Origin of the sequence: Ruegeria sp. (genome assembly GCF_965221235.1) — a bacterium.
Taxonomy (GTDB): Bacteria; Pseudomonadota; Alphaproteobacteria; order Rhodobacterales; family Rhodobacteraceae; genus Ruegeria.
In genome coordinates this window covers 3,042,546-3,066,129 of record NZ_CBDCRS010000004.1, presented here as the reverse complement: position 1 = coordinate 3,066,129, position 23,584 = coordinate 3,042,546, and the positions used below count along the sequence as shown (strand labels likewise).

18 protein-coding genes are annotated in these 23,584 nt (G+C 59.2%); 6 read left to right on the top strand and 12 right to left on the bottom strand.

Annotation, left to right across the window (positions count from 1 at the left end; genetic code table 11):
- Positions 1–3: 3 nt before the first annotated feature.
- The 3 genes from ACOQOY_RS18590 to ACOQOY_RS18580 form a co-directional block, all read right to left on the bottom strand.
- The gene (locus ACOQOY_RS18590; protein WP_420586821.1) at positions 4–2,490 is read right to left on the bottom strand and encodes a penicillin-binding protein 1A; all 2,487 of its coding nucleotides are present in this window, start codon (positions 2,488–2,490) and stop codon (positions 4–6) included.
- A 95-nt stretch (positions 2,491–2,585) separates the two neighbouring features.
- Positions 2,586–3,806 carry an N-acetylmuramoyl-L-alanine amidase gene (locus tag ACOQOY_RS18585; protein WP_420586820.1) on the bottom strand — a complete coding sequence of 407 codons (1,221 nt, stop codon included), beginning with the start codon at positions 3,804–3,806 and terminating at the stop codon, positions 2,586–2,588.
- A 66-nt stretch (positions 3,807–3,872) separates the two neighbouring features.
- The gene (locus ACOQOY_RS18580) at positions 3,873–5,036 is read right to left on the bottom strand and encodes a pyridoxal phosphate-dependent aminotransferase (protein ID WP_420586819.1); all 1,164 of its coding nucleotides are present in this window, start codon (positions 5,034–5,036) and stop codon (positions 3,873–3,875) included.
- Between ACOQOY_RS18580 and ACOQOY_RS18575 the strand changes: the two genes are divergently transcribed.
- Complete coding sequence (locus ACOQOY_RS18575; protein ID WP_420586818.1) at positions 5,035–6,417, top strand: M48 family metalloprotease; 1,383 nt, start codon at positions 5,035–5,037, stop codon at positions 6,415–6,417. The genes ACOQOY_RS18580 and ACOQOY_RS18575 overlap by 2 nt on opposite strands.
- The gene (locus ACOQOY_RS18570; RefSeq protein WP_420586817.1) at positions 6,414–7,172 is read left to right on the top strand and encodes a DsbA family protein; all 759 of its coding nucleotides are present in this window, start codon (positions 6,414–6,416) and stop codon (positions 7,170–7,172) included. The genes ACOQOY_RS18575 and ACOQOY_RS18570 overlap by 4 nt, the downstream gene beginning before the upstream one ends.
- Before the next feature lie 37 nt (positions 7,173–7,209).
- Here ACOQOY_RS18570 and ACOQOY_RS18565 read toward each other — a convergent pair whose 3' ends face one another.
- From ACOQOY_RS18565 to hemA, 4 genes are all read right to left on the bottom strand, one after another.
- Complete coding sequence (locus tag ACOQOY_RS18565) at positions 7,210–7,533, bottom strand: hypothetical protein (protein ID WP_420586816.1); 324 nt, start codon at positions 7,531–7,533, stop codon at positions 7,210–7,212.
- A gap of 336 nt (positions 7,534–7,869) precedes the next feature.
- Positions 7,870–8,991, bottom strand: a complete 1,122-nt coding sequence (ispG, locus tag ACOQOY_RS18560; RefSeq protein ID WP_420586815.1) for a flavodoxin-dependent (E)-4-hydroxy-3-methylbut-2-enyl-diphosphate synthase — start codon at positions 8,989–8,991, stop codon at positions 7,870–7,872.
- 70 nt (positions 8,992–9,061) lie between these two features.
- Entirely contained in the window at positions 9,062–10,273 is a 1,212-nt protein-coding gene (locus ACOQOY_RS18555) for a helix-turn-helix domain-containing protein (RefSeq protein ID WP_420586814.1), read from the bottom strand.
- Positions 10,274–10,401: 128 nt separating this feature from the next.
- Positions 10,402–11,625 carry a 5-aminolevulinate synthase gene (hemA, locus tag ACOQOY_RS18550; protein WP_420586813.1) on the bottom strand — a complete coding sequence of 408 codons (1,224 nt, stop codon included), beginning with the start codon at positions 11,623–11,625 and terminating at the stop codon, positions 10,402–10,404.
- A 321-nt stretch (positions 11,626–11,946) separates the two neighbouring features.
- Here hemA and ACOQOY_RS18545 point away from each other — a divergent pair, with 321 nt between their 5' ends.
- Complete coding sequence (locus tag ACOQOY_RS18545) at positions 11,947–13,332, top strand: M20/M25/M40 family metallo-hydrolase (RefSeq protein ID WP_420586812.1); 1,386 nt, start codon at positions 11,947–11,949, stop codon at positions 13,330–13,332.
- Positions 13,333–13,463: 131 nt separating this feature from the next.
- Here ACOQOY_RS18545 and lpdA read toward each other — a convergent pair whose 3' ends face one another.
- Complete coding sequence (gene lpdA, locus ACOQOY_RS18540; RefSeq protein ID WP_420586811.1) at positions 13,464–14,858, bottom strand: dihydrolipoyl dehydrogenase; 1,395 nt, start codon at positions 14,856–14,858, stop codon at positions 13,464–13,466.
- A gap of 216 nt (positions 14,859–15,074) precedes the next feature.
- On the opposite strand from lpdA, the gene ACOQOY_RS18535 reads away from it, so the two are divergent.
- Positions 15,075–15,509, top strand: a complete 435-nt coding sequence (locus tag ACOQOY_RS18535; protein ID WP_420586810.1) for a hypothetical protein — start codon at positions 15,075–15,077, stop codon at positions 15,507–15,509.
- Here ACOQOY_RS18535 and ACOQOY_RS18530 read toward each other — a convergent pair.
- The 4 genes from ACOQOY_RS18530 to ACOQOY_RS18515 form a co-directional block, all read right to left on the bottom strand.
- Positions 15,506–16,084, bottom strand: a complete 579-nt coding sequence (locus ACOQOY_RS18530; RefSeq protein WP_420586809.1) for a DUF924 family protein — start codon at positions 16,082–16,084, stop codon at positions 15,506–15,508. The two genes, ACOQOY_RS18535 and ACOQOY_RS18530, sit on opposite strands and share 4 nt — an antisense overlap.
- 109 nt (positions 16,085–16,193) lie before the next feature.
- Entirely contained in the window at positions 16,194–17,465 is a 1,272-nt protein-coding gene (locus ACOQOY_RS18525) for an MFS transporter (RefSeq protein ID WP_420586808.1), read from the bottom strand.
- Between the two features lie 112 nt (positions 17,466–17,577).
- Positions 17,578–18,624: a tRNA preQ1(34) S-adenosylmethionine ribosyltransferase-isomerase QueA gene (queA, locus tag ACOQOY_RS18520; RefSeq protein WP_420587276.1), complete on the bottom strand. Its 1,047-nt coding sequence runs from the start codon at positions 18,622–18,624 to the stop codon at positions 17,578–17,580.
- A gap of 43 nt (positions 18,625–18,667) precedes the next feature.
- On the bottom strand, positions 18,668–22,039 hold the full coding sequence (locus ACOQOY_RS18515) for a DUF3971 domain-containing protein (protein ID WP_420586807.1): 3,372 nt from the start codon (positions 22,037–22,039) through the stop codon (positions 18,668–18,670).
- 68 nt (positions 22,040–22,107) lie between these two features.
- Between ACOQOY_RS18515 and ACOQOY_RS18510 the strand changes: the two genes are divergently transcribed.
- Positions 22,108–22,569: a peroxiredoxin gene (locus tag ACOQOY_RS18510; protein ID WP_420586806.1), complete on the top strand. Its 462-nt coding sequence runs from the start codon at positions 22,108–22,110 to the stop codon at positions 22,567–22,569.
- Positions 22,570–22,654: 85 nt separating this feature from the next.
- Complete coding sequence (locus tag ACOQOY_RS18505) at positions 22,655–23,470, top strand: ferritin-like domain-containing protein (protein WP_420587275.1); 816 nt, start codon at positions 22,655–22,657, stop codon at positions 23,468–23,470.
- The last annotated feature ends 114 nt before the right edge of the window (positions 23,471–23,584 follow it).

The following is a 23,584-nucleotide window of genomic DNA, read 5'->3' as shown; positions in this document are numbered from 1 at the left end:
TTGTCAGTAAAGTCCGCCGCCCTGAAGATCACCCTGGCTGGCATTGGGACCAACGGTAACGGTACTGCCGGTCGATGTCGTGACCTGACGGCCCGAGCTGGCCTCTTCAAACAGAGGCAAGTCAGACCCCATCGCAAAGCCACCGTCATAGACACGGTCGATGAAACCGTCGACGCCATCACGGAAATATTCAGCCACCACGTAGTCACCGGTCGCATCCGGTGCCAGACGCGCGCCGCTAAAGCGGTCGATCTTGATGAAGTGACCACCGGGCGGCACTTCGAACGGGCCGCCGCCGTATTTCTCAACCGCTTGTTCCATGAAGCTCTGGAATACCGGACCGCACATAGTGCCACCATAGGCCCCCCGCCCCATCGGGCGCGGACGGTCATATCCGATATAGCAACCCGCCACGATGTTCGAGGTAAAGCCTATGAACCACGCGTCCTTGGATTCGTTGGTCGTACCGGTCTTACCAGCAGTCGGCACCGGCAGGTTCACATGGGCCGACGCGGTGCCACGATCCACCACGCCCTTCATCATCGAGGTCAGCTGATACGCCGTGATCGCATCCATCACCTGCCAGCGATCGGTAACGATTGTGGGCGACTCGTCCGGCTCCAACCAGCTTGAGTTACAGTCCACGCACTGGCGATCGTCATGGCGATAAATCGTCTTGCCGAAGCGGTCCTGAATACGGTCGACCAGAGTGGGTTCAACCCGCTCACCACCGTTTGCGAACATCGCGTAGGCCGCGACCATCTTGTAAAGCGTCGTTTCCTCTGACCCCAGCGAGTTCGCAAGGAACGCGCCCATCCGGTCATAAACCCCGAACCGTTCCGCATAACCGGCAACCACCGGCATCGTGACCTCTTGGGCCAGACGAATGGTCATCAGGTTTCGAGATTGCTCGATCCCGGTGCGCAAAGGCGTCGGGCCGTAGAACTTGTTCGACGAGTTCTTGGGCCGCCACAGACCCTGCGGTGTGTTCACCTCAATCGGGGCATCCACAACGATAGTTGCTGGGCTATAACCACTGTCCAGCGCGGCGGCGTAAACGAAGGGTTTAAAGCTCGATCCCGGTTGGCGCTGTGCCTGAGTGGCGCGGTTGAACACTGAATCCTGATACGAGAACCCACCCTGCATCGCCAGAACACGGCCTGAGTTCACGTCCATTGCAACAAAGCCGCCCTGCACTTCAGGCACCTGACGGGCGGACCATTGCCCCTCTTCCCCGGCCATCACCAGAATGACGTCGCCGCGTTTGAAATTGTCGAAGAAATTGCCCTGCATCCACTGGATGTCCGAGCGTGGGACAACGCCGTCTGCGGGACCATCCTCAACACCGACGGTCAGCGACTGCTCGGCAACGTTCAGCACGACCGCAGGGTACCACTGTGTTGGCAGCACCACGTCGCGCGGGATCTCCATGATGGCCAGCGCCTCGCGCCACTGGGTTTCATCCGCCAGTTTTTCTTCGGGGATCACCTCACCCGTGCCGCGCCATTTCCCGCGGGAGCGGTCATATTTCTGCAACGCGGTGCGCAAGGCCTTGGCGGCCTCAACCTGCATCTCTTCGTCCACTGAGGCGCGAACGGTAAAGCCACCGGTAAAGAACTCACCCTCGCCGAAATCCTCGCTCAGCTGGCGGCGGATTTCGTCAGTGAAATAGTCGCGCGGAGGCAAAGCCGTGCGGAAGCTTTCAAAGTCGCCGTTTTGGACCGAGCGCAAGGGCATGTCGACTTCGGTCTCAAAAGTCGCCTGATCAATATACCCGTTTTGGTTCATCTCGCGCAGCACATAGTTACGGCGCGCCAACAGGCGTTCCTTTTCCCGCACCGGATGATAATCCGACGGCGCCTTGGGCATTGCGGCCAGCGTTGCGGCCTCATGCGGCTCCAGCTCTTGCAGCGTCTTGTTGAAATAAGTCTGGGCGGCAGCTGTCACACCGTAAGAGTTCTGGCCCAGAAAAATCTCGTTCATGTAGAGTTCGAGGATCTGCTCTTTGTCCAGCGTATCCTCAAGCCGGGTGGCGAGGATGATCTCTTTGATCTTACGCTCGGCCCGGCGGTCGCCGGACAGCAGGAAGTTTTTCATCACCTGTTGTGTGATGGTCGAGGCACCACGGACATTGGCCCCTTTGGATTTCACCGCCTCAACCCCGGCGGCGATGATACCGCGCGGGTCATATCCCTGATGGGTGTAGAAATTCTTGTCTTCCGCCGAGATGAACGCCTGTTTCACCAGATCGGGGATTTCTTCGGACGGGGTAAAAAGGCGGCGTTCCTGCGCGAATTCGTCGATCAGCTGCCCTTCGCCCGAGTAAATCCGGCTGATCGTCGGCGGCTTGTATTGCGCCAGCGATTCATGGCTGGGCAAGTCGCGCCCATACATCCAGAACACCGCGCCAATCACCAGCGCGGCCATGAAAATACCCAAGGTGACGAGGCTGAAAATCGCCCCGAAAAACGAAAGAATGAACCGGATCACGTTACTGCCTTTTACTCGCGGTGCCGCCTATATAGTGATGCCCCGGCACAGGGTCAAAACACGATGGCCAATATTAGCCGGTTTGCGCCGTAGCGTCACTGACCAATCAGGCCTCGTTTGATCACATCGTCCTGACGCCAGTTCTCAAGACCATTCAGAATACCCCGCGCCATACCCTGACGCCATTCTGGATTCTGTATGTTTTTCAAATCTCTGGGGCTGGACAGAAATCCAAGTTCGACCAGAACCGACGGGATGTCCGCCGCCTTGAGCACCGAGAATGAAGCCGTACGGATCGGACGGTTGTTCATCGGACCACCCTGCTGCGCCATCCCGTCCGCCAATGCCCGTGCCAAAGCATCGGTGCGGGGCCGGGTCTCCTGACGCGCGATGTCCAGCAAAACGTCCGCCACCTGATCGTCCGCGCCACTCAGATCGACGCCCGAGATCAGATCGCCCCGGTCGTGCCGTTCGGCCAGTTTATGGCTGGCCACATCCGAGGCATCATCGGACAAAGTATAAACCGCAGCCCCATGCGCCCGCCCCTCGGACAGGATATCGGCGTGCAACGAGATGAACACATTCGCCCCGGCCCGATGCGCCAGAGCGATGCGGCGTTCGAGGCTGACGAAATGATCGTCCACGCGGGTCAGTACAACCTGATACCCTCCGGCGCGCAGCAGCGTTTCGCGCAGTTCACGCGCAAAGGTCAGCATCAGGGTTTTCTCATCGGTGCCGCCCGCCTCGGCCCCCGGATCAATGCCGCCATGGCCCGGGTCCAGCATCACCAGCAAGGGGCGCGCGCCATCCGACCCCGGCGCGGCTGGCGTCACCGCCGGTTCCGGAAGGTCCCAACCCGGCTGACGCGGCGCGCCGGCACTGGCGGTGAAACTGTCGAAATCGGTGCCACCTAAGATCAGCGCCAGATGCGCTGTCCCATTCACCTGGTCCACCCTCAGGTCCGAAGTCTCAACAGCCAGCGGCGCGCCAAGCTCAAGCACCATCCGCGACCAGCCCGGAACATAAGCTCCGAACTTTACGCCGCTGATGCGGTCGGTTTGCAGGAATGTGTCCGCGTTCAGCCCGGTCCAGTCAACCTCCTGAAAGTCCACAACCATGCGGTAGGGATCGCGCAGGGTGAAAACCCGGTACGGCACCCCCTGACTGAGCCCCAGCTCAATGCGCACTCCGGCCCGACCGTCATCAGTAATACGGCTCTGATCCGGCAACACGCGTGCAAGCGCACTGAAATCATGCGCAAACGCAGCACTGCTCAGCGCCCAGATCAGCGCGATGGCGTAGAAAATCCTGCTCATGGCCTCAAGTTTTCCCGAGATCGTTTGACCGCCACCCTATCCGACCACGTCGATTTTGTGAACGGGTCAGGCCAGAGTTGTGATCGCGCCGCGCTCAGACATAAAGCGTTGCAAGCGCACCAACCCCTCCTCAATATCCGCCGTTGAGCGGGCGTAGGAAAAGCGCAATGTGTGATGGCCGCGTTCCGGGTCGAAATCGAGCCCCGGCGTGACCGCAACACCGGCTTTGTCCAAAATCTCTGCCGCAAAGGCGCGGCTGTCATCAGTCAGGTCCGAGACATCGGCGTAAACATAGAACGCCCCGTCCGGTGGGGCGATATTGGTAAAGCCCGCCTTGGGCAGGCCTTCCAGCATCAGCGCACGGTTGCGGCGATAAACATCCAGATTGGCCTGCAACTCCTCGTCGCAATCCATCGCAGCCAATGCGGCCACCTGACTGGCGTGTGGCGCGCAGATGAACATGTTTTGCGCGATACGCTCCACAACGCGGACCTGATCCTCGGGCACCACCATCCAGCCGACACGCCAACCTGTCATCGAGAAATACTTGGAGAACGAATTGATCACATAACACTCATTCGTCAGTTCAAGTGCGGTGACGGCTTTCGCCTCATATTCCAGGCCGTGGTAAATTTCGTCACTTATGAACGAGGCCCCCTCCCCGTGCGCGGCCTCGATCAGCGCGCCCATCGCGGAATGGTTCAGCATCGTGCCGGTGGGGTTGGCCGGAGAAGCCACCATCAGACCTTGCAGGTCCAGCCCGGCAAAATCCGCTGGCACCGGTTGCAGGCGGTTTTCCGGTGCGGTGGGCAGATCAACGGGGACAAGACCCAGCGCCTTGAGAATCTGTCGGTAAGACGGATAGCCCGGCGCGCCGATCCCGACACGGTCCTCACTGTCGAACAAAGCTGTGAAGGCCAGCAGGAACCCACCCGACGAGCCGGGGGTGATCACCACTCGGTCCGGATTGAGATCGACATTGTACCACTCACCGTACATCTGCGCGATCCGCTGACGCAGCGCGGGCAAGCCCAAAGCGACCGTATAGCCCAGCGGGGCTTGCTCCATCGCCCCGGCCAAAGCCTGCACCGCCCCCTTGGGCGCGCCGGTTCCGGGCTGGCCAACCTCCATGTGAATGATGTGACGCCCGGCCTCTTCGGCTTTTCGAGCGGCCTCCATCACGTCCATCACAATAAACGGATCGACCCCGGACCGGGTTGAGTTTCTCATGCCCATCTCCCATGTTTTGGCCATGGCTTTTGAACGTGTATCCAGGCTGGCGTCAATCCCGGCCCTGTTACTGGTGGCAGTAACATGGATCACAAGCGCTGTGCCCTCGACCGCGCAAAGCCTGATCCGCGACCCTGATATCGAGTATGGCTTGCGCGAACTGGCCTTTCCGGTACTGCGCGCTGCCGGGTTGAACACCAACCGGGTGAAGATAATTGTGGTCAATGACAGGACCTTCAACGCCTTCGTCATTGATTACAACGCGATCTATGTGAATTACGGCCTGATATTGAGTGTCGAAAGCCCCGAGATGTTACAGGCCGTGATCGCCCATGAGGCCGCCCATATCGCCAATGGCCACCTTGCCCGGCGGGTGGAAAACCTGCGGGCCGCGAACCGCAATGCCGGGCTGGGAACTGCCCTTGCCCTGATCGTCGCCGCTGCCGGGGGCGGCGAGGCCGCCGCGGGGATCGCCGCAGGCACCCAATCGGCAGCGCTGCGCAGTTTTCTGGGCCACACGAGGGCCGAAGAATCCTCGGCCGATCAAAGCGCGGCCAGCTACCTACGGTGGGCAGGTATCTCGCCTGCTGGGATGGTTGCATTGCATCAAAAATTCGTTGGTCAGGAATTGCTGAGCGAGGCCAATCAGGACCCTTATATGCGATCCCACCCCACCAGCCGCGAACGCCTGCGCGCGGCTGAAGCGAATTTGGAACAATTCGGCGACTGGTCCACCATGGACCCAAACGCCGAGTACTGGTTCGCGCGCGTCAAAGGCAAATTGTCGGCCTTTCTGCGCTCACCCGGCTGGACCATGCGGCGTGCACGTGAAGAAAGCGCACCGGACATCCGCCTGATGCGCGAAGCCGCCGCCTATCACCAGAACCGCGACCTCGCCAACGCGCGTGCTGCGATTGATGGCGCCCTCGAGATTCGCCCGGACGACCCATTCTATCATGAGCTGAAGGGCCAGATCTTATTGGAAAACCGACAGATCTCTGAGGCCGTCACAGCCTATGGCAAAGCGGTCGAGATGGCGCCGAACGATGCGCTGATCCTTGCCGGATACGGGCGCGCACTGCTGACGCAAGGCCAGATGAAGAGTGCCTTGCAAGCTCTTGAAAAAGCGCGCGCAAGGGATTTTCAGAATATACGGCTGTTGCAGGACCTCAGTGTCGCTTATGCACGCAACGGCAACAATGGAATGGCATCCGCAGTGACTGCCGAACGCTTTGCCCTGCAAGGCCGGTTGGACGATGCGGGTATTCATGCAAAACGGGCCATCGGGCAACTTCCCGTAGGCTCACCCGGTTGGCAAAGGGCGCAGGATGTGCTGATTGCCTCTGAACACGCGAAAAAGCAGAAAAGGAAACGGAAATGATCCTCAGACATGCTGCACCGGCCCTTCTGGGGCTTTCCATGATGGCAGGCTCGGCGCAGGCGCTGGACCTCAACGCCATGAATGAGGCCGAAAAGGCCGAGTTCGGCGCGCAGGTTCGCGAATACCTGTTGCAAAACCCCGAGGTGATCATCGAAGCGATCAACATCCTTGAACAGCGTAACGCCGCAGCCGAAGCCGCCGCAGACAAGGAACTGGTCGCCGCCAATGCTGATGAGCTTTTCAATGACGGATTCAGCTGGGTGGGCGGCAACCCCGACGGCGATATCACCCTGGTCGAGTTCATGGACTATCGCTGCGGTTACTGCCGCCGTGCGGTACCCGAAGTGGCCAACCTGCTGGCCGAAGACGGCAACATCCGTCTGGTCATCAAAGAGTTCCCGATCTTGGGCGAGGCGTCCGTGATCTCATCGCGCTTCGCAATCGCGACCAAGCACGTGGCAGGCGACGACGCCTACAAGCAAGTGCATGACGCCCTGCTGGAGTTCAGCGGAGAGCCCTCTGAGGTGACTCTGCGCCGTATCTCAGATGGTCTGGGCCTGGACAGCGATGCAATTTTCGCGGCGATGGAAAGCGATCAGGTGACCGAGGAGATCAGAAGCACTCGTGAGCTGGCGCAGCGGATGCAGATTTCCGGGACGCCGTCCTTTGTTCTGGGCACCGAAATGCTGCGCGGCTTCCTGCCCGCAGATCAGATGCAGCAGATCGCGAACGGAGTACGCGCCGAACAAGGCTAAGCGTGATTGGGGCGGTCATACCGCCCCTTTGCTCATACTAGTCGTAGGGATACGGCGCGTCGCATTTCATGGACACGACCCATGTCGGCGTGCCATTCGATCTGAAATCAGTCGCCGGAACTGATTCACCCTTGATACCGGCGGGAATGACATCGCGTCCCTGCCTTTGGCTTTCCGTCAGGATTGCCTGCAAGTCTTGCGGATTGGTGTATTTGCGGATTCCGGTATTTTCGGTGATCGGGCCAGATGGACAATAGGTCGTCCGCGCGATCTGTTGCGCAAACGCAAACGCCGCTTTGGCATCACGACCATCTCGCAACGACAAAGCAACCCGAGACGTCAGCTGCGGATCAACTGTCATGATTGGCGTCAGGCTACCCTTTGGTTTGCCCCTCCCGCCCGGACTGATACGCACATCGGCGCGCGTCGTGGTGCCATTTTCATTGAATCCTGACACGTGGACGGACAAGTAGCCAAGTTGCGTGCCCTGCGTTGGCGGAACCGGGACATGTATAAAACTGGGTCCTCTGTCGAAGTCGCTCGAAGGGCTGCTGCATGCGGCCAAAGCGGTGGCCAGCAGCCCCGCGCAAATCGCTTTGAGTTTCAATGCTCACTGCTCCTGAAATTCATTTCTTTGCCGCTACTAGTAACGGCCAATCAGGCCAGAACATGGCATCAGGTGATGAATTCCGGAAACTTATTCGGCAGCCTCAGCCACAGCATCCAATTCGGCCGCCTTCTTCTCGACCTGCTCGACGATATGGTCGATCATCTGATCGTTGGACATTTTGTGGCTGGCCTTGCCGGCCAGATAGACCATACCCGAACCGGCCCCGCCTCCGGTAAAGCCCACATCGGTCATCAGCGCCTCACCCGGACCATTTACCACGCAACCGATGATCGACAGGGACATCGGGGTCTTGATGTGCTCCAGCCGCTGCTCCAACGCCTCGACCGTCTTGATCACGTCGAACCCCTGCCGCGCGCAGGAAGGGCATGAGATGATGTTCACGCCGCGATGACGCAGGCCCAGAGACTTGAGGATCTCGTAACCCACCTTAACCTCTTCGACCGGGTCCGCAGACAGGCTGACACGGATCGTGTCGCCGATGCCCATCCACAGCAGATTACCCAGACCGATGGCCGATTTGATGGTGCCGCTGACCAGCCCTCCGGCCTCGGTGATGCCTAGATGGATCGGTGCATCCGTGGCCTCGGCAATGCCTTGATAGGCGGCGGCAGACAGGAAGACGTCGCTGGCTTTGACGCTGATCTTGAAGTTGTGGAAGTCGTTGTCTTCAAGGATACGGATATGTTCCAATCCGCTTTCGACCATCGCCTCGGGACAAGGCTCTCCGTACTTCTCAAGCAGATGCTTTTCCAGAGACCCCGCATTCACACCAATACGGATCGAGCAATTGTGGTCGCGGGCGGCCTTGATAACCTCTTTCACCCTCTTTTCATCGCCGATATTACCTGGATTGATCCGCAGACAGGCGGCACCGGCCTCGGCGGCTTCGATCCCGCGGCGGTAGTGAAAATGGATGTCGGCCACGATCGGCACCGGGCTTTCACGCACGATCTCTTTTAACGCTTTAGAAGACGCCTCATCCGGGACCGAGACCCGCACGATATCTGCGCCCGCCTCAGCCGCTGCCTGCACCTGCGCTACGGTCGCTACCACATCTGTGGTCAGCGTGTTGGTCATCGTCTGCACGGCAATCGGCGCGTCGCCCCCGATGGGAACATCCCCAACCATGATCTGACGGGATTTGCGGCGGTAGATATTGCGCCACGGACGTACGTGATTGAGCGACATAAGGACGTATCCAAGACAGCCAGAGTTACGGGTTAGATAGTCCGCCTAAAGGGGCATCGCAATGGCTAGATCACTCAGCCGGAGCTTCGTCTGCCTGCGCCTGAAGTTCCGCGACCAGCTGTTTCAAAGCGCTGTTCTGCTCGGCCTCAAGATCGGCCACGGCATAGATCTCGGCCACAGCGTCTTTTGACAGGACCACACCTTTGGCAACTGTGCCGGGTGCACCCGCCGGGCCATAGTGTTCGCCGTTCATGGAGAAGAAGACCGATCCCGACGCGCCCGCGCGCAGCAGCGGCGGCTCTTCGGTCAATGGCACTTCGAATACACTGCCTTGTTCGACGGTCCCCAGCGTGCCTTCAAAAATCACGCTGCCGTCGGCGGCGGTGACACGCATCCAGGCCGGATCAACAGCAACAATCTTGAGGGTGGTATCAATTTGCTCAACCACCTGCGGCAGAGCCGGGCGTTCAACTGTGTGAACCTCAGCAATCTCAACCTGCGGCAGTTCCTGCGGCAGGAAAGTGCCAACCGTGCGCGGATCCAGAGTTGAGATCGGCGCGTCGCGGGCTACCAGAACCGGTACGTCCAAAGCCTGCGGGCGATACAGCCGGTCCAGCGCCTCGGCACTAGGTGCGTCAACTACCGCAACTTCGGTATCGACCGAGCTGCGCGCAGCATCCAGAGGGTCAAGATCGGAGAGTACGACGGGCGCTTGTTCAACCGGACTGACCTGCACCTGCTGAATTTTGTTCAGCACCGACCAGCCGCCATAACCAATGCCGCAAATGACCGCGACCAGAACCAGCGAGGACCCAATGGCGCGCGGTTCGATCTGACTGACGAAGGATTCCCGCCCCGGCAAATAAGGCGTGTTTGGCGACACAAATGGATCGCGTCCCATCGGCCCCTTTGCGGCTACCGTTCCGGTCGCCTTCCGCACGACCGAGGCCTCAGCCGACATGCCATGCGCGACTTCGAAACCGCTCTCTTGGCAAAATTCGGCGAAAGTTTCGTCGGGATTCATTCCCAGATAACGTGCGTAGGAACGCACATACCCGGCGATAAAGCCGGGTGTATCAAACGCGTCAGGATCGGCGTCTTCTATAGCTGCAATGTAGTTGGCTTTGATCCGCAGTTCGCGCTGAACGTCCAAAAGCGACTTGCCCATCGTGGCGCGTTCGCCCCGCATTCGGTCGCCAAGCCGCACCTCATAATCATCAAACCCTTTCGGCCTGACGTCGGCTTCGCCCTTGGATTCGCGCTGAGATCTGCGCCCAATCATCCCTGCTGCCCCATTCTGCCCGCGTGCGTTTCACGCTAACGGCGAATCGCCCCATTAACGATTCGTCCGTTCATTTTGTTAGCCTAAGCTTAACACGCGGCAAACAAATTGCACACTTTGGCGTGAGGTTAACCTGCAAGTTCGGCGCGATTTAGCGCACAATGTGACCAAAGTTCGTCCATAGCCTGCACCAAACGGTTCATTTCGTCAGGCCCATGTACGGGCGACGGGGTAAAGCGCAAACGCTCGGTTCCGCGCGGGACGGTCGGGAAATTGATCGGCTGCACGTAAATCCCATGATCATCCAGCAGGCGATCACTCAGGATCTTGGTATGCACCGGATTGCCCACGATCACTGGGACGATGTGGCTGCCGTGGTCGATCAGCGGCAAGCCCAGACCCTTGAGGCGCAACTTGAGTATCTTGGCCTGAGTCTGGTGCTGGTCACGCAGCTCTTGCGTGACTTTCAGATGCGCCACCGAAGCCGCAGCCCCCGCAGCAATTGCCGGCGGCAACGACGTTGTAAAGATGAAGCCCGGTGCATAAGAGCGCACGGCATCACACATTTTCTCGCTGGCCGCGATATAGCCGCCCATCACGCCAAACGCTTTGGCAAGGGTGCCGTTGATGATGTCGATACGATGGGCCAGACGGTCGCGTTCAGTCACGCCACCGCCGCGCGGGCCGTACATGCCTACGGCGTGAACTTCGTCAATATAAGTCAGAGCGCCGAATTCATCGGCCAGATCACAGATCGACTCGATGGGACCAAAGTCGCCATCCATCGAATAGACCGATTCAAATGCGATCAGCTTGGGCGCTTTGGGGTCGTCGGCCTCAAGCAACTCGCGCAGATGGGCGACGTCGTTGTGACGGAAAATACGCTTGGCTCCGCCGTTGCGGCGCACGCCTTCGATCATCGAGGCGTGGTTCAACTCATCAGAATAGATGATCAGTCCGGGGAAGAGTTTCGGCAGAGTGCTCAGCGTCGCGTCATTCGCGATGTAGGCACTGGTGAACAACAGAGCCGCCTCTTTGCCGTGCAGATCGGCCAGCTCAGCCTCAAGCTGTTTGTGGTAAACCGTCGTGCCCGAGATGTTGCGGGTTCCACCCGAACCTGCGCCAGCCGCATCAACTGCGTCGTGCATCGCGCTCAGGACAACCGGGTTCTGCCCCATGCCCAGATAGTCGTTACCGCACCAAACGGTGATGTTCTGCTGCGACCCGTCCGGGCGCGTCCGAACAGCATGTGGGAAATGACCATTGCGGCGTTCGATATCAATGAAGGTCCGGTAGCGTCCTTCATCATGCAGCCTGGCAATCGCTGTATCGAGCTGAGCAGTATAGTCCACCGGTTTCTCCTTACCTGCCCGACCACTGGCGTCATCAGCCGGACGATATTCCCGACGCTGTTATCGGACGAATCCGCTTTGGCGCCAATGCGTTCCCTTGTGCCCTCTACCTATAAACGACATTGGGACCACACACTTGATTTGCATCAAATATCCCCTCGCACCCGCCGCGACAAGTAAAGTTACGGCTATTGGACGCGGGGAAACGACGCAGGCACCCGCGCGGGTTTCCGATATTGTACCAGATTTCCGCCAAAGCGCACTGGACGACGCAGATAGCGCTGCTAGGGTTCCGGCAAATCTCATAAGCAGGAGACGCCTATGTCGCTGGACGCCGTATTGAACCGCATCGACACTGATCTGCAAACCTCGATCGCCCGCCTTATGGAACTGCTGCGCATTCCGTCCATCTCTACGGACCCAGCCTATGACGCACAGGTTGATCAGGCGGCCGACTGGCTGGTGGCTGACCTGAAAAGCATTGGAATTGCGGCAGAAAAACGTGAAACGACTGGCCACCCGATGGTTGTTGGCCACGTTGGAGAGGACAATAACGCGCCGCATGTCTTGTTTTATGGGCACTACGATGTCCAACCCGTCGACCCGCTGAACCTGTGGAATCGCGACCCTTTCGATCCAGCCATCGAAGACACAGACAACGGCCCGGTTATCCGTGGGCGCGGTTCGTCGGACGATAAAGGCCAGCTGATGACCTTTGTCGAAGCGTGCCGGGCATGGAAGGCCGTGAACGGTTCTCTGCCGTGCCGCATCACCTTTTTCTTTGAAGGCGAAGAGGAATCGGGGTCACCCTCACTGGTCCCGTTCCTGCGGGAGAATGCAGCCGAGCTGAAAGCTGACCTGGCTCTGGTGTGCGACACGTCGATGGTGTCGCGCGGCGTGCCGTCGATTGCGTCGCAGCTGCGAGGCATGCTCAAGGACGAGTTCACCATAACCGGCCCCCGCATCGACCTGCACTCGGGCCACTATGGCGGTCCAGGGCTGAACCCGCTGCGGGAATTGTCGAAAATCGTCGCTTCGTTCTATGACGATGAAACCGGCCGGGTGGCAGTCGAGGGTTTCTACGAAGGCGTCCACGAAGTTCCCGCCGAACAGCTGCGCCAGTGGGAGGGCTGCGGGTTCAACGAAACCGAGTATCTGAATTCAGTCGGCTATACCCAACCCCATGGTGAAAAGGGATATTCAGCGCTGGAACAGCAATGGGCGCGCCCAACGCTTGAGGTCAACGGCCTGTGGGGCGGATATAACGGCGCGGGTTCGAAAACAGTGATCCCGTCGCAGGCCCATTGCAAGATCACCTGCCGTCTTGTCGGGGACATGGACCCCGACGCGCTGCGCAACAAAGTCCGCAAACATGTCGAAGACCGCCTGTCGCCTGATGCGGCCGTCGAATGGGACAACGACCTCGAGGGCGCACCAGCCTCAGTCATGAACCTTGACCGCCCCGAATTCGAGGCCGCCCGAGGCGCGCTGTCCGATGAATGGGGGCGTGAAGCTGTCTTTACCGGTATGGGCGGCTCAATCCCGGTTGTTGGATACTTCAACACGGAACTTGGGCTGGATTCGATGCTGGTGGGCTTTGCCAATGACGACGATGCCATTCACTCTCCTAACGAAAAATACGACGTGAAGAGCTTTCACAAAGGCATCCGCTCTTGGGCGCGTATTCTGGACGCTTTGACGAAATAGGCATTTGCGAGGCTCTGCCTCGCGCTCCGCGGTATTTTCGGCCAGATGAAGTACGAATCCCCCGCTTCATCTGGCTATAAATATCTTGGGAGGGTCACGGCCTGCCACGGCGGGGGCAGAGCCCCCTTCCCTTACATGTGGATCACGCGCCCATAGGCGTCGAGCACGCTTTCGTGCATCATTTCGGACAGCGTCGGGTGCGGGAAGACGGTGTTCATCAAATCCTCCTCGGTGGTTTCCAACTGGCGGCCCACCACGTAGCCCTGAATCAACTCAGTTACTTCCGCGCCGATCATGTGAGCACCCAGCAACTCTCCGGTTTTGGCATCGAAGACGGTTTTGATCAGGCCCTCGGGCTCACCTAGCGCGATGGCCTTGCCGTTGCCGATGAACGGGAAGCGGCCGACTTTGATGTCGTAGCCCAGTTCCTTGGCTTTCGCCTCGGTGTATCCGACCGACGCCACCTGCGGCTGGCAATAAGTGCAGCCCGCGATGCTTTCAGGTTTGACCGGATGCGCGTGCTGGCCAGCGATCAGGTCCGCGACCATGACGCCTTCATGGCTCGCCTTGTGCGCCAGCCAGGGCGCGCCCGCGATGTCGCCGATGGCATAGAGCCCCTCGATCCCTGTGCGGCAGTATTCATCTGTAACGACGTGGGTGCGGTCGATTTTGACGCCCAGAGCCTCAAGGCCCAGGTTTTCGACATTCCCGACGATACCAACGGCGGAAATCACCGTGTCAAAGTCGTGCTTCTCTACTTTGCCTTTGACCTCAATATGCGCAGTGACCTTGCCTTTGGCTCGATCCAGCTGTTTGACCATCGCCTTTTCCATGATGGTCATGCCCTGCTTGGTGAACGCCTTCTTGGCCAGCGCACTGATCTCGGCGTCTTCGACCGGCAATACGCGGTCCATCACCTCGACCACTGTCGTGTCGGCACCCAGTGTGTTGTAGAAGCTGGCGAATTCGATACCGATCGCGCCCGAGCCGATGACCAGCAGCTTCTTAGGCATCCGTGGCGGTTGCAGCGCATGCTTATAGGTCCAAACCAGATCGCCGTCAGCCTCAAGACCCGGCAATTCCCGTGCCCGCGCGCCGGTGGCAAGAACGATATTCTTGGCGGTCAGCTCTTCGGTGCCTTTATCGGTTTTAACAGTGACCTTGCCCTTGGCGGGGATCGTCGCCTCGCCCATCACAACGGTGACTTTGTTCTTTTTCAGCAAATGACCAATACCGCCCGAAAGTTGGCCCGCAACACCCCGAGACCGTTTGACCACCGCATCCAGATCGTATCCGATCTTGTCCGCCTTGAGGCCAAAGTCCTTGGCGCGTTCCATCAAGTGGAACACCTCGGACGAACGCAGCAGCGCCTTGGTCGGGATACAACCCCAGTTCAGGCAAATACCGCCGAGGTGCTCACGTTCGACAACGGCCGTGTTCAGACCCAGCTGAGCCGCGCGAATAGCAGCAACATAGCCTCCGGGGCCTGCCCCGATTACGATCAGATCATAGGATTGTGCAGCCATGTGTCCCTCTCGGCGCAGGTCAGTTGAAAATTTAGTTTACCATTAAACTATTTCTCACAGCGCATCAATATAGCACCCCCGCGACAAATAGGACGCAGGGTCAACTGAAGCGCAATTGGCATTTTTCAGCCTATACCGAGCATTCATCAATGGCTAGAACATAGAAAACGGGCGCCGCTGCCCATTTTCAAAATCATGTTATTCGAAAGACTTACCATGGCCAGAACACTCAAAGACTTGCTACTTGCGCTGCTCAATGCCACTCTTATCCTGTTGGCGATCTGTCTGTTCCTGGGCTGGAAACTGGCGTCGACCGTGGACGGCATCACCACTGCATTCTCAGAAAAGGTCGCGGTTGTGGCCCCGCTGCGGGAAGACATTCGCAGCATCCGGGGGGAATTGACCGCCCTGCGCAGCGATCTGGCCAATATTCAGGCTGAAGGGTTGGTCGCGGATACAGCGGCGGCACAGAGAGTTTCCGCAGCACTGAACACGCTGGATAACTTGCAAGAGCAGATGCAAGCCACGCAATCCCGCATCTCTGAAATTACGGACGCCCCGGAAAACCTGATTAACACTGCCATAGAAAAATCGGCCGATGTAGTCACCGACCGAATTGACACTCTGCGCGGCTGCGTGCCGGCGTCTTAACCAGCTGCCTGAAGCTCGCGCACGGTGGCGCCATAGCCGCCCATATCGACATAGGCCGCTTCGTGCGTGGTCATCGGGCGATCCAGCGCTTCGTTCCGATAAGGGAACCGACCGAATTTGCGGATCACTTCGCGATGCGCACGTGCATGCAACAGGTTGCTAGGATCGCTTCCGCTCATGTTCTGGCACATCAGTCGCACGCAGCGCTCCTGATCGCAGAGGTTTTCGGAATGCATCATCGGCAGGTAAAAGAACTGCCGTGCAGGCTCGTCAATTTTCAGATCCCAGCCCTTGTCCACCGCACATTTCGCGGCAGTCAAGGCGGCGCGGTCCGAGGCGAATGCCTTGGCGCTACCGCGGAACATATTGCGAGGGAACTGGTCCATCAGAATGATGTACGCCAGTGAGCCGCTCGGATATGTCAGCCAGAGAGAAAATTTGCCTTCATTCGCGGCTTCCCAGGTGGTCAAAAACCGCTCGCGAATGTCTGCATCCAACGCGTCGTCCTGTAGATACCAACCTTTTGGACCGACCTTGTCTAACCAATAACTCAATACTTCTTCAGGACCTACCATCGCCCTAAACTCCGTCGTGTTGCCCTCCCCAGGACGTAAGGTAATTTAAATCCGTTTTACAGATTTGTTACAGTAAAAAATTGCAACACTTGCGACATAATCCTGTGTCCTAGGCAACATCTTGCGTTTCCTGCTCGGCCTCGGCGGCTTCGATGGCCACTTCCTGAGCCACCTCAAGCGCAACCGGAGAGGCCGTTGGATAGACCGGAGACATGGTGCCTGTCTCATCAACAGGGATCGCGGCGCGCTGCGTCATCCGGTACAGAGCATAGATCGCGGTCGTCACAAGCAGTGCGGCGATGAACAGGAAGAACCCTTGGGGACCAAAGACGGCGTCTCCCATCATCCAACCGGTGATCAGTGGGCCAGCAATGGCGCCCAGGCCGTTGATGAACAGCAAACCGCCCGAAGCTGCGGCCATGTCCTCATGCTCCAGAAAGTCATTCGCGTGGGCAATCAGCAGAGAATAAAGCGGGTTCGACATACCGCCGATCACGAAGGCCGAAACCAGAAGGATCGGGAAAGACAGCCCGAAAAGCATCCCCATGATCGCTCCACAGGCCCCGGTCGCAGCAACGATCATGATCAGAACCCGACGATCCATCCGGTCCGAGAACCAGCCCAGCGGATATTGCAGCACAACGGCCCCGATATAAAACGCGGCGATAAAGGTCGAAATCTCGACCAGCGACAACTCAGCCCGCGCGCCATAAACCGAAGCCATACCGAACTGAGCCGAGAAGATCCCGCCCAGCAGAAACATACCAACGCAGCCCAGTGGAGATTTGCCCATCAACTCGCGCAAGGTCATCGGTTTGGTAGTGTCAAACGCCGGAGTCGGCGAGATTGACAGCAGGATCGGCGCGAATGAAACCGAAACTAGGATCGAAGCGATAACGAACGTATCGAACCCCGCCGGATCGCCCAGCAAGACCAGCCCCTGCGCGCTGATGATGCCGGTCATCTGGAAGATCATATAAAGTGACAGCGCCTGACCACGGTTTTCATTGCTGGCCGCGTTGTTCAGCCAGCTTTCGGCGGTGACATACACCCCGGAAAAGCAGAAACCGATCACGACGCGCCCGAGAATCCAGACAATCGGGTCAGTCATCAGCGGGTAAAGGATCATCACGGCAGAGATGAAAGAGGCCAGCGCCGCAAAGACCCGCACGTGACCGACGCGCCGGATCATCTCAGGCGCAAGGCGTGATCCACCGAGGAAGCCAAGGAAATAAGCCGACATCACGAATGACATTTGAAGGGTCGAGAACCCCTCAATCTCACCCCGGACACCCAGGATTGTGCCTTGCAGGCCGTTGCCAACCATAAGCAGGCCGATGCCGAGAAGAAGCGCCCATGCGCTGGACAGAACCTGAAGCATTGGGGCCTCCGTTAAATGCCGATCGGAACTTTGGATTCGTTTTGATATGAAAAACGGCTCTGGTCGTGCTTGTCTACGACATTGCCATGTGCTGATCCCGACAACACGCCCTTTATGGGATCAAAAGCGACGCGTCCCCGTAAGAAAAGAACCGGTATTTCTGTTCAATTGCATGGGCATAGACGTCGCGCATCCGGCCCTGCCCCATCAATGCCGAAACCAGCATGAGCAGAGTGGATTTTGGCAGATGGAAGTTGGTCATCAGCGCGTCGGTTACGTGGAATTTGAAGCCGGGATAGATAAAGATATCCGTCTCACCCTCCCACGGTTCGATCTGGCCTGAGCGCCCAGCGCTCTCGATCAAACGCAAAGCAGTCGTGCCAACCGGGATGACGCGCCCACCAGCAGCTTTGGTGGCGCGAATCTCTTCGGCAGCTTGTGCGCTGACCCGTCCCCATTCGGCGTGCATCTTGTGGGTCGTTACGTCCTCGACCTTAACCGGCAGGAAGGTGCCAGCGCCCACATGCAGCGTCACATGGCTGAACGTCACGCCCCTTGCGTCAAGAGCCTGCATTAATGCGTCATCGAAATGCAGCGAGGCCGTGGGGGCCGCAACCGCACCTGAATTGCGCGCCCAGATGGTCTGGTAATCTGTTTTGTCCTGCTCATCCGCCGGACGTTTCGCGGCGATGTATGGCGGCAGCGGCATCGCGCCCGCCTGCTCCAGCGCGGCGTCGAAATCCTCGCCGGTCAGGTTGAATCGCAGATAGGCCTGCCCGTCCTCGACCCGCTGCAACGTTGCGCTCAGGTCGTCGGAAAAGCGGATCTCCTCGCCCTGTTTGACCTTTTTCAGCGGCTTTACCAGTGAACTCCAGGTGCCGTCGGCCTGCGGCTCCAGCAAGGTAGCCTCAATCGCGGCAGAAACCGCCCCTTGCGCGCTGTCGCGGTGGCGGCGGCCGTTCAAACGAGCAGGAATGACCCGGGTGTCGTTCAGCACCAGCCGATCGCCCGGTTGCAGCCAGCCCGGCAGATCGAAAACCTGAGCGTCCGACACGGTATCCCCATTCGCGACCAGCAAACGCGCAGACGAACGCGGATTGGCAGGCCGCGTGGCAATCAGGTCTTCGGGCAGGTGGAAATCAAAATCGCTGAGTTTCATGCGCGCGCCATAGCGTGCCTTTTCAGATTCGGCCACCGCCCTTTCAGCGATCCGACGGGGGCGCACCGAATGTACGTTTTGGCTCATCTGGCTTGGCGGGCGTAGCGTTCGGACCGTCCGTGACCTTGGGTGCCGGAGCCCGCAGAAGGTTTCGCAGGAAAAGAGGCGCCAGGCCGGACAGCGGGTTCACCGATACTTTCGGCTGGCTCAGCGGGCCGGTCAGAGTGTAATTGAAGCCGATAACCCCTTCGCCTTTCTTGGTAAAAACACTGCCGATGGCATTGAGCAAATAGATCGGAGAAATCGCGCCCCGCAGGTTCAGCATCCCGGCCACAGTGTCGATTGTACCGTCAAAAGACAGGCCCATCGACGGACCAATAGCGCTGCCGCTGAGGACCTTGACCTCGGTTGGTGTGATCCGCATCCGACTGTCGATGGTCGAGAAAAAGATGCCCTGCCCGGACATTTCATCCAACAGCCCTACAAGGCTGATGGCGTTCAACAGCGCGGCCATCGCTGGCGCATCCGTTACCCGCGTATTGGTGATTTTCAGGATTACGTCATAGACGCCTGGTCCCGCGACCGGTTCAAGCTGCAAGTCCAACGCCCCGCCCTGCGCCTGCGTAATCACTCCGGCCGAACGCAGCACCCCCCCGGCATCGCCCGAGGTCAGCGTGACGGCACTGCGCCCTCCGCGCGGCGTGACCTGACCGCGAACCGGTGCGCCGCCGTTTACTCCGGCCGTGAACGACCCTGTTACCCCGCCCGTTGTCTGAAACGCGCCGTTGAACCCGGTCAACGCGACAGTCTCGGTGATTTGCAGGCGGTCGAGGGCAACGTCGAGCCTTGGCCCGGTGCCGCCCCCGCCGCCGCTGCCAAATGTCGAACGGCCCAAGTTCATGACACCACCCAGCACGCGGATATCCGGCACGGCAGCGCCGCGGTTGACCAGTTCAGCCGGAACCGCCAGCCAGTTCCCAAGATCGAAAGAGCTGAACCGCATCCGGTCGAAATCACCGTCGCGGAAAGAAATCGACGCATTGGTGCGTAGCCCAGCGGCGTCCAGGGTCAGTTCATCCACGCGCAGCGCGTCACCCAGCGTGGCAGCGACCGTCATAGAACCCGCAGTCCCCGGACCTTTGCGCCAGCCCAGTTCGGGGATCGCCAACGCAACGCCGGTCAAGTCAGAGGACGCCGTCAGTTTCGGCGGTTCATCCGCGCCGATGCCCAGCGTGATATCCGCAACACCCTGCCCGGTCAGCATCCCTTGCGGCAGGCCCGCGTTCAACTCGGTCATCAGACGCGGCGACAGTTCGATCTGCCCTGTCAGTTCACTTCGCTGAGCCGTGCTGCTCCCGATTGGTTGCCGCCAGTTGGCCTGAATCGGGACGTCGCCAAATAGCCCCTGGCCCGAGACCTCAACCCCTGTCTGATCCCCCTGCAAACCCAGCCGGGCAGCACTGACCGAAAAGCCAGGGACCAGTTTGTCACTGAATACATTGTCGATCTCGCCCATAAAGTGGAACTCGGTATCGTCGAATTTCAGCTCTTTCTTCATCGGCAGGGCCAAAGTACCCGACAGGCTCACCTCGCCTTCCGACAGGTCCACCGGCAGACCTGCTTTTGTCAGCACCTCCAGCGGCGGGCGATCCAGCAGAGACAAAGCCGCCGTAGTGCTGCCGCGGGCGGTGATCCGGGTGATCGACGGCGACTGTTTCTTGAGACTGGTGTCGGGAATGATGAACGACGTGCCCGAAGCATCAATGGCCCCACCCTGATCCGCATTGACCTGTCCAGCTTCGGCAGTGACCGTAAAGCGGCGGTTGATCAGACTGGCCTGCCCTTGCCCATTCACGACCGGAGGCAGGGTCTTGGCGAACCGAACAGTGGCTTCGTCGAAACCGAAATCCAGATAGATATCCGGCGCAACACCGGGCTTCAGGCGCAGCGCGAAGTCCACGTCGGAGAACTGACCCTTGTACAGGTTCTCCTCCACCCATTCGCGGGGCTTGGGTGCCAACAACCCGGGCCAGTAGTTCAGCAACTGGTCATAGCCCATATTGTCCAGATGCGCGTCCAATGCGGCGGCCCAGCCCTCGGCTTCGCCGGTCAGCATACCCGTGGCGCGCAGTTGGTGTTCGCCATCTTCGACCGTGACCTGACCCAGCCGCAGCTGGAATGGGGCAAGTTTCATCTGCATATCCACCTCTGCCCGCGCCAGTTGCAGCGGTTCGGGGAACAGGTCAGCCGGGTTGATGTTGATGTTGCTCAGGCTCAGTTGCGCAGTCAGGCTTTCCAGCGCGCCGGACTCGATGCCTTGCAGAAAAGCCTTGCCTTCGGCCTGTATCGACCCCCAGGCCGAAACAACCGAGACCTCGTTAAAATCCAGTTCCTGATTTGTCGGAGTATAGGTGAAGTAGGTACGCGCGGATTCAAAAGGGATGGGACGGGTTTCCGGAGTTGGCTGCACCACGCCCGCGCCAAGGTTCAGGGTGGCAAAGACCGGCCCCAGAGCCGCCTTGTCGTCGATACTGCCGCGCAACGCCCCGGAAATCGGAGTTTCCAATACCTGCAACCAAGACAGCGCGAGGCTTTGACTGGCGATGTCTTCCGCTGGAACATCCGTGATCGAAAACCCGAAACTCGCCTGCGGCGTTCCCAGAACGCTGGTGTAATTCGCCTCAATCGAGCTGGCATAGTCCCGTCCGGTCAGCACCGAAAATCCGGTGGCCAGCCGCATCTCATCCCCGCTGCGGGTAAGGGCGATATGGCCCCCGTCGAAAATCCAGGCACGGCCTAAGCGCAGGTCTTGGTAGTCGAGCGTAAGGGATTCCAGATCCACGGATCGCAACCCTGACAGGATGGGGGACAGGAAAACGTCATCCGACGCCTCGATCAGTTGTGCGAGGTCCGGTGCCTGCTGCACTGGCGCACTGCCCGACCCAACCGTCAGCGACAGAGCGCCATCCATGCCTCGGGTCAGCGCAAACTGCGCGTCGCGTACGATGATCCGGCGCGGGCGAATCTGCCCTCGCAGCAAGGCCCGCATCGACAGCCGCGTTCGCAGGTCCGAGACCTGAGCGATCTGTTGCCCAGCCGCGTCGCTGATTGTCACATCGGTCAGCCTAAGCCGGGGCCGCCATTCTTCGTTGACGATGAAACTGGCATCGCCAAAGCGGAATTGCAGGCCGCCAAGGCTTTGCTCTAACCGCTGCTCGACCCTTTTGCGCAGCCATTCGGGCGCATGCAGGTTCTGGCCGAACAGAAAGAACCAACCCGCAAATACCAGCAGGCCCAGCGACAGGATCGTCCAACCGGAAAAATGCGCAGCTTTGCGACGGCGCGAGCGGCGGCGCGGAGGGGCCTCTGCCTGCGCCGCACTGTCGTCTTCGTGCTGCACCAATTTTTTATCCACGCCTTCCAACCCGCTCGTGCCGCCCTATGATCACGGGCAGCCCTTAAAAAACTTTAGCGGAGTTTCCAATGCCCGACGTTTCAGACATCGCCCCTGATTTCACTTTGCCCCGCGATGGGGGTGGCGAGGTTACCCTGTCCGCCCTGCGCGGTGGCACGGTGGTTTTGTTCTTCTATCCCCGTGATGATACGCCGGGCTGCACCAAGGAATCCATCGGTTTCTCAGAACAACTTCAAGCCTTTGCTGATGCGGGTGCTCACGTTTTCGGCATCTCGCGCGACAGTGTGGCCAAGCATGACAAATTCGTCGCCAAGCATAACCTGACCACGCCGCTTTTGTCGGACGAAGGCTCGACCGTTTGCGAGGACTATGGCGTTTGGGTTGAAAAGAACATGTACGGGCGCAAGTCGATGGGCATCGAACGCTCGACCTTTATCATCGACGCCGAGGGCAAGATCGCCAAACTCTGGCGCAAGGTCAAAGTCCCCGGTCACGTGGATGAGGTGCTGGAGGCCGTGCGCACCCTGTGACCCCTCTCGACCACGGTCGCCATCCGGTCTAAGACCCGCGCAATTCAATTAACGGAGAAAGCCGGTGTCCAAGACGCTGACCCAGATGGCGACCGAAGTTCTGACCACGGCGGATGGGCGGGAAAAGACCGCCCTGTCCAAACGCCACGCCGCCGCGTGGTTTGCTTCTCGCACCGGCGATGCGCCAGCCATAGAGATCGGCACTGCATCGCCTCCGCCGCAACCGGCGCGCCCGGATCGCCCCGAACTGCTGTCTCCGCGCGAGGTTCCCAAACGCAAACCGGGATCCGAGGCGGGCCGCATCGCCCTGCTGCATGCGGTTGCGCATATCGAGTTGAACGCGGTCGACCTGCATTGGGACATCATCGCTCGCTTTGGTCATGTGCCGATGCCGATCGGGTTTTACGATGATTGGGTGAAATGCGCCGAAGAGGAATCGCGCCATTTCGAGATGGTCTGCGATTGTTTGGAAAGCATGGACAGCCATTATGGTGCCCTGCCCGCCCACGCGGGAATGTGGCGCGCGGCTGAGGATACGGCCGAAGATCTGATGGGTCGGCTGGCCGTGGTCCCGATGGTGCTTGAGGCGCGCGGGCTGGACGTGACCCCCGGCATGATCGACATCTTCCGCAAGGCCAAGGCAGATCAGGCCATCGCCGCACTTGAAGTGATTTACGCCGAAGAAGTCGGTCATGTGGCCTATGGCTCAAAATGGTTCCATTTCCTGTGCGGGCGTGAAAACGCCGACCCCAAGGATGTCTTTCACGAACTGGTCCGGCGCTATTTCCACGGCGTCCTTAAACCGCCGTTTAACGAGGAAAAACGCGCCGAAGCTGGGTTGCCGCCAGATTTCTACTGGCCGCTGACCGAAGACCTGCCCGCGCCGGGAACCGCGCAATAAACACGCTCAAGTTGACGTTATCGGCAAATTCCCGCCGAGAATTGGCGGGAATATGAGGGTTTTATGTGTGAACTGGTTAACAAACTTGCCCAAACGCCAGTCGCCCTCTATGCA

Bases quoted from the DNA above. Each gene is read 5' to 3' on its own strand.
- ispG (WP_420586815.1), bottom strand. From the start codon at position 8,991: ATGTCGCTCAATCACGTACGTCCGTGGCGCAATATCTACCGCCGCAAA.
- ACOQOY_RS18565 (WP_420586816.1), bottom strand. From the start codon at position 7,533: ATGACAGTTGATCCGCAGCTGACGTCTCGGGTTGCTTTGTCGTTGCGA.
- ACOQOY_RS18585 (WP_420586820.1), bottom strand. From the start codon at position 3,806: ATGAGCAGGATTTTCTACGCCATCGCGCTGATCTGGGCGCTGAGCAGT.
- ACOQOY_RS18510 (WP_420586806.1), top strand. From the start codon at position 22,108: ATGCCCGACGTTTCAGACATCGCCCCTGATTTCACTTTGCCCCGCGAT.
- ACOQOY_RS18575 (WP_420586818.1), top strand. From the start codon at position 5,035: ATGCCCATCTCCCATGTTTTGGCCATGGCTTTTGAACGTGTATCCAGG.
- ACOQOY_RS18570 (WP_420586817.1), top strand. From the start codon at position 6,414: ATGATCCTCAGACATGCTGCACCGGCCCTTCTGGGGCTTTCCATGATG.
- queA (WP_420587276.1), bottom strand. From the start codon at position 18,624: ATGAAACTCAGCGATTTTGATTTCCACCTGCCCGAAGACCTGATTGCC.
- ACOQOY_RS18545 (WP_420586812.1), top strand. From the start codon at position 11,947: ATGTCGCTGGACGCCGTATTGAACCGCATCGACACTGATCTGCAAACC.
- lpdA (WP_420586811.1), bottom strand. From the start codon at position 14,858: ATGGCTGCACAATCCTATGATCTGATCGTAATCGGGGCAGGCCCCGGA.
- ACOQOY_RS18555 (WP_420586814.1), bottom strand. From the start codon at position 10,273: ATGATTGGGCGCAGATCTCAGCGCGAATCCAAGGGCGAAGCCGACGTC.
- ACOQOY_RS18535 (WP_420586810.1), top strand. From the start codon at position 15,075: ATGGCCAGAACACTCAAAGACTTGCTACTTGCGCTGCTCAATGCCACT.
- ACOQOY_RS18530 (WP_420586809.1), bottom strand. From the start codon at position 16,084: ATGGTAGGTCCTGAAGAAGTATTGAGTTATTGGTTAGACAAGGTCGGT.
- ACOQOY_RS18580 (WP_420586819.1), bottom strand. From the start codon at position 5,036: ATGAGAAACTCAACCCGGTCCGGGGTCGATCCGTTTATTGTGATGGAC.
- ACOQOY_RS18525 (WP_420586808.1), bottom strand. From the start codon at position 17,465: ATGCTTCAGGTTCTGTCCAGCGCATGGGCGCTTCTTCTCGGCATCGGC.
- ACOQOY_RS18505 (WP_420587275.1), top strand. From the start codon at position 22,655: ATGGCGACCGAAGTTCTGACCACGGCGGATGGGCGGGAAAAGACCGCC.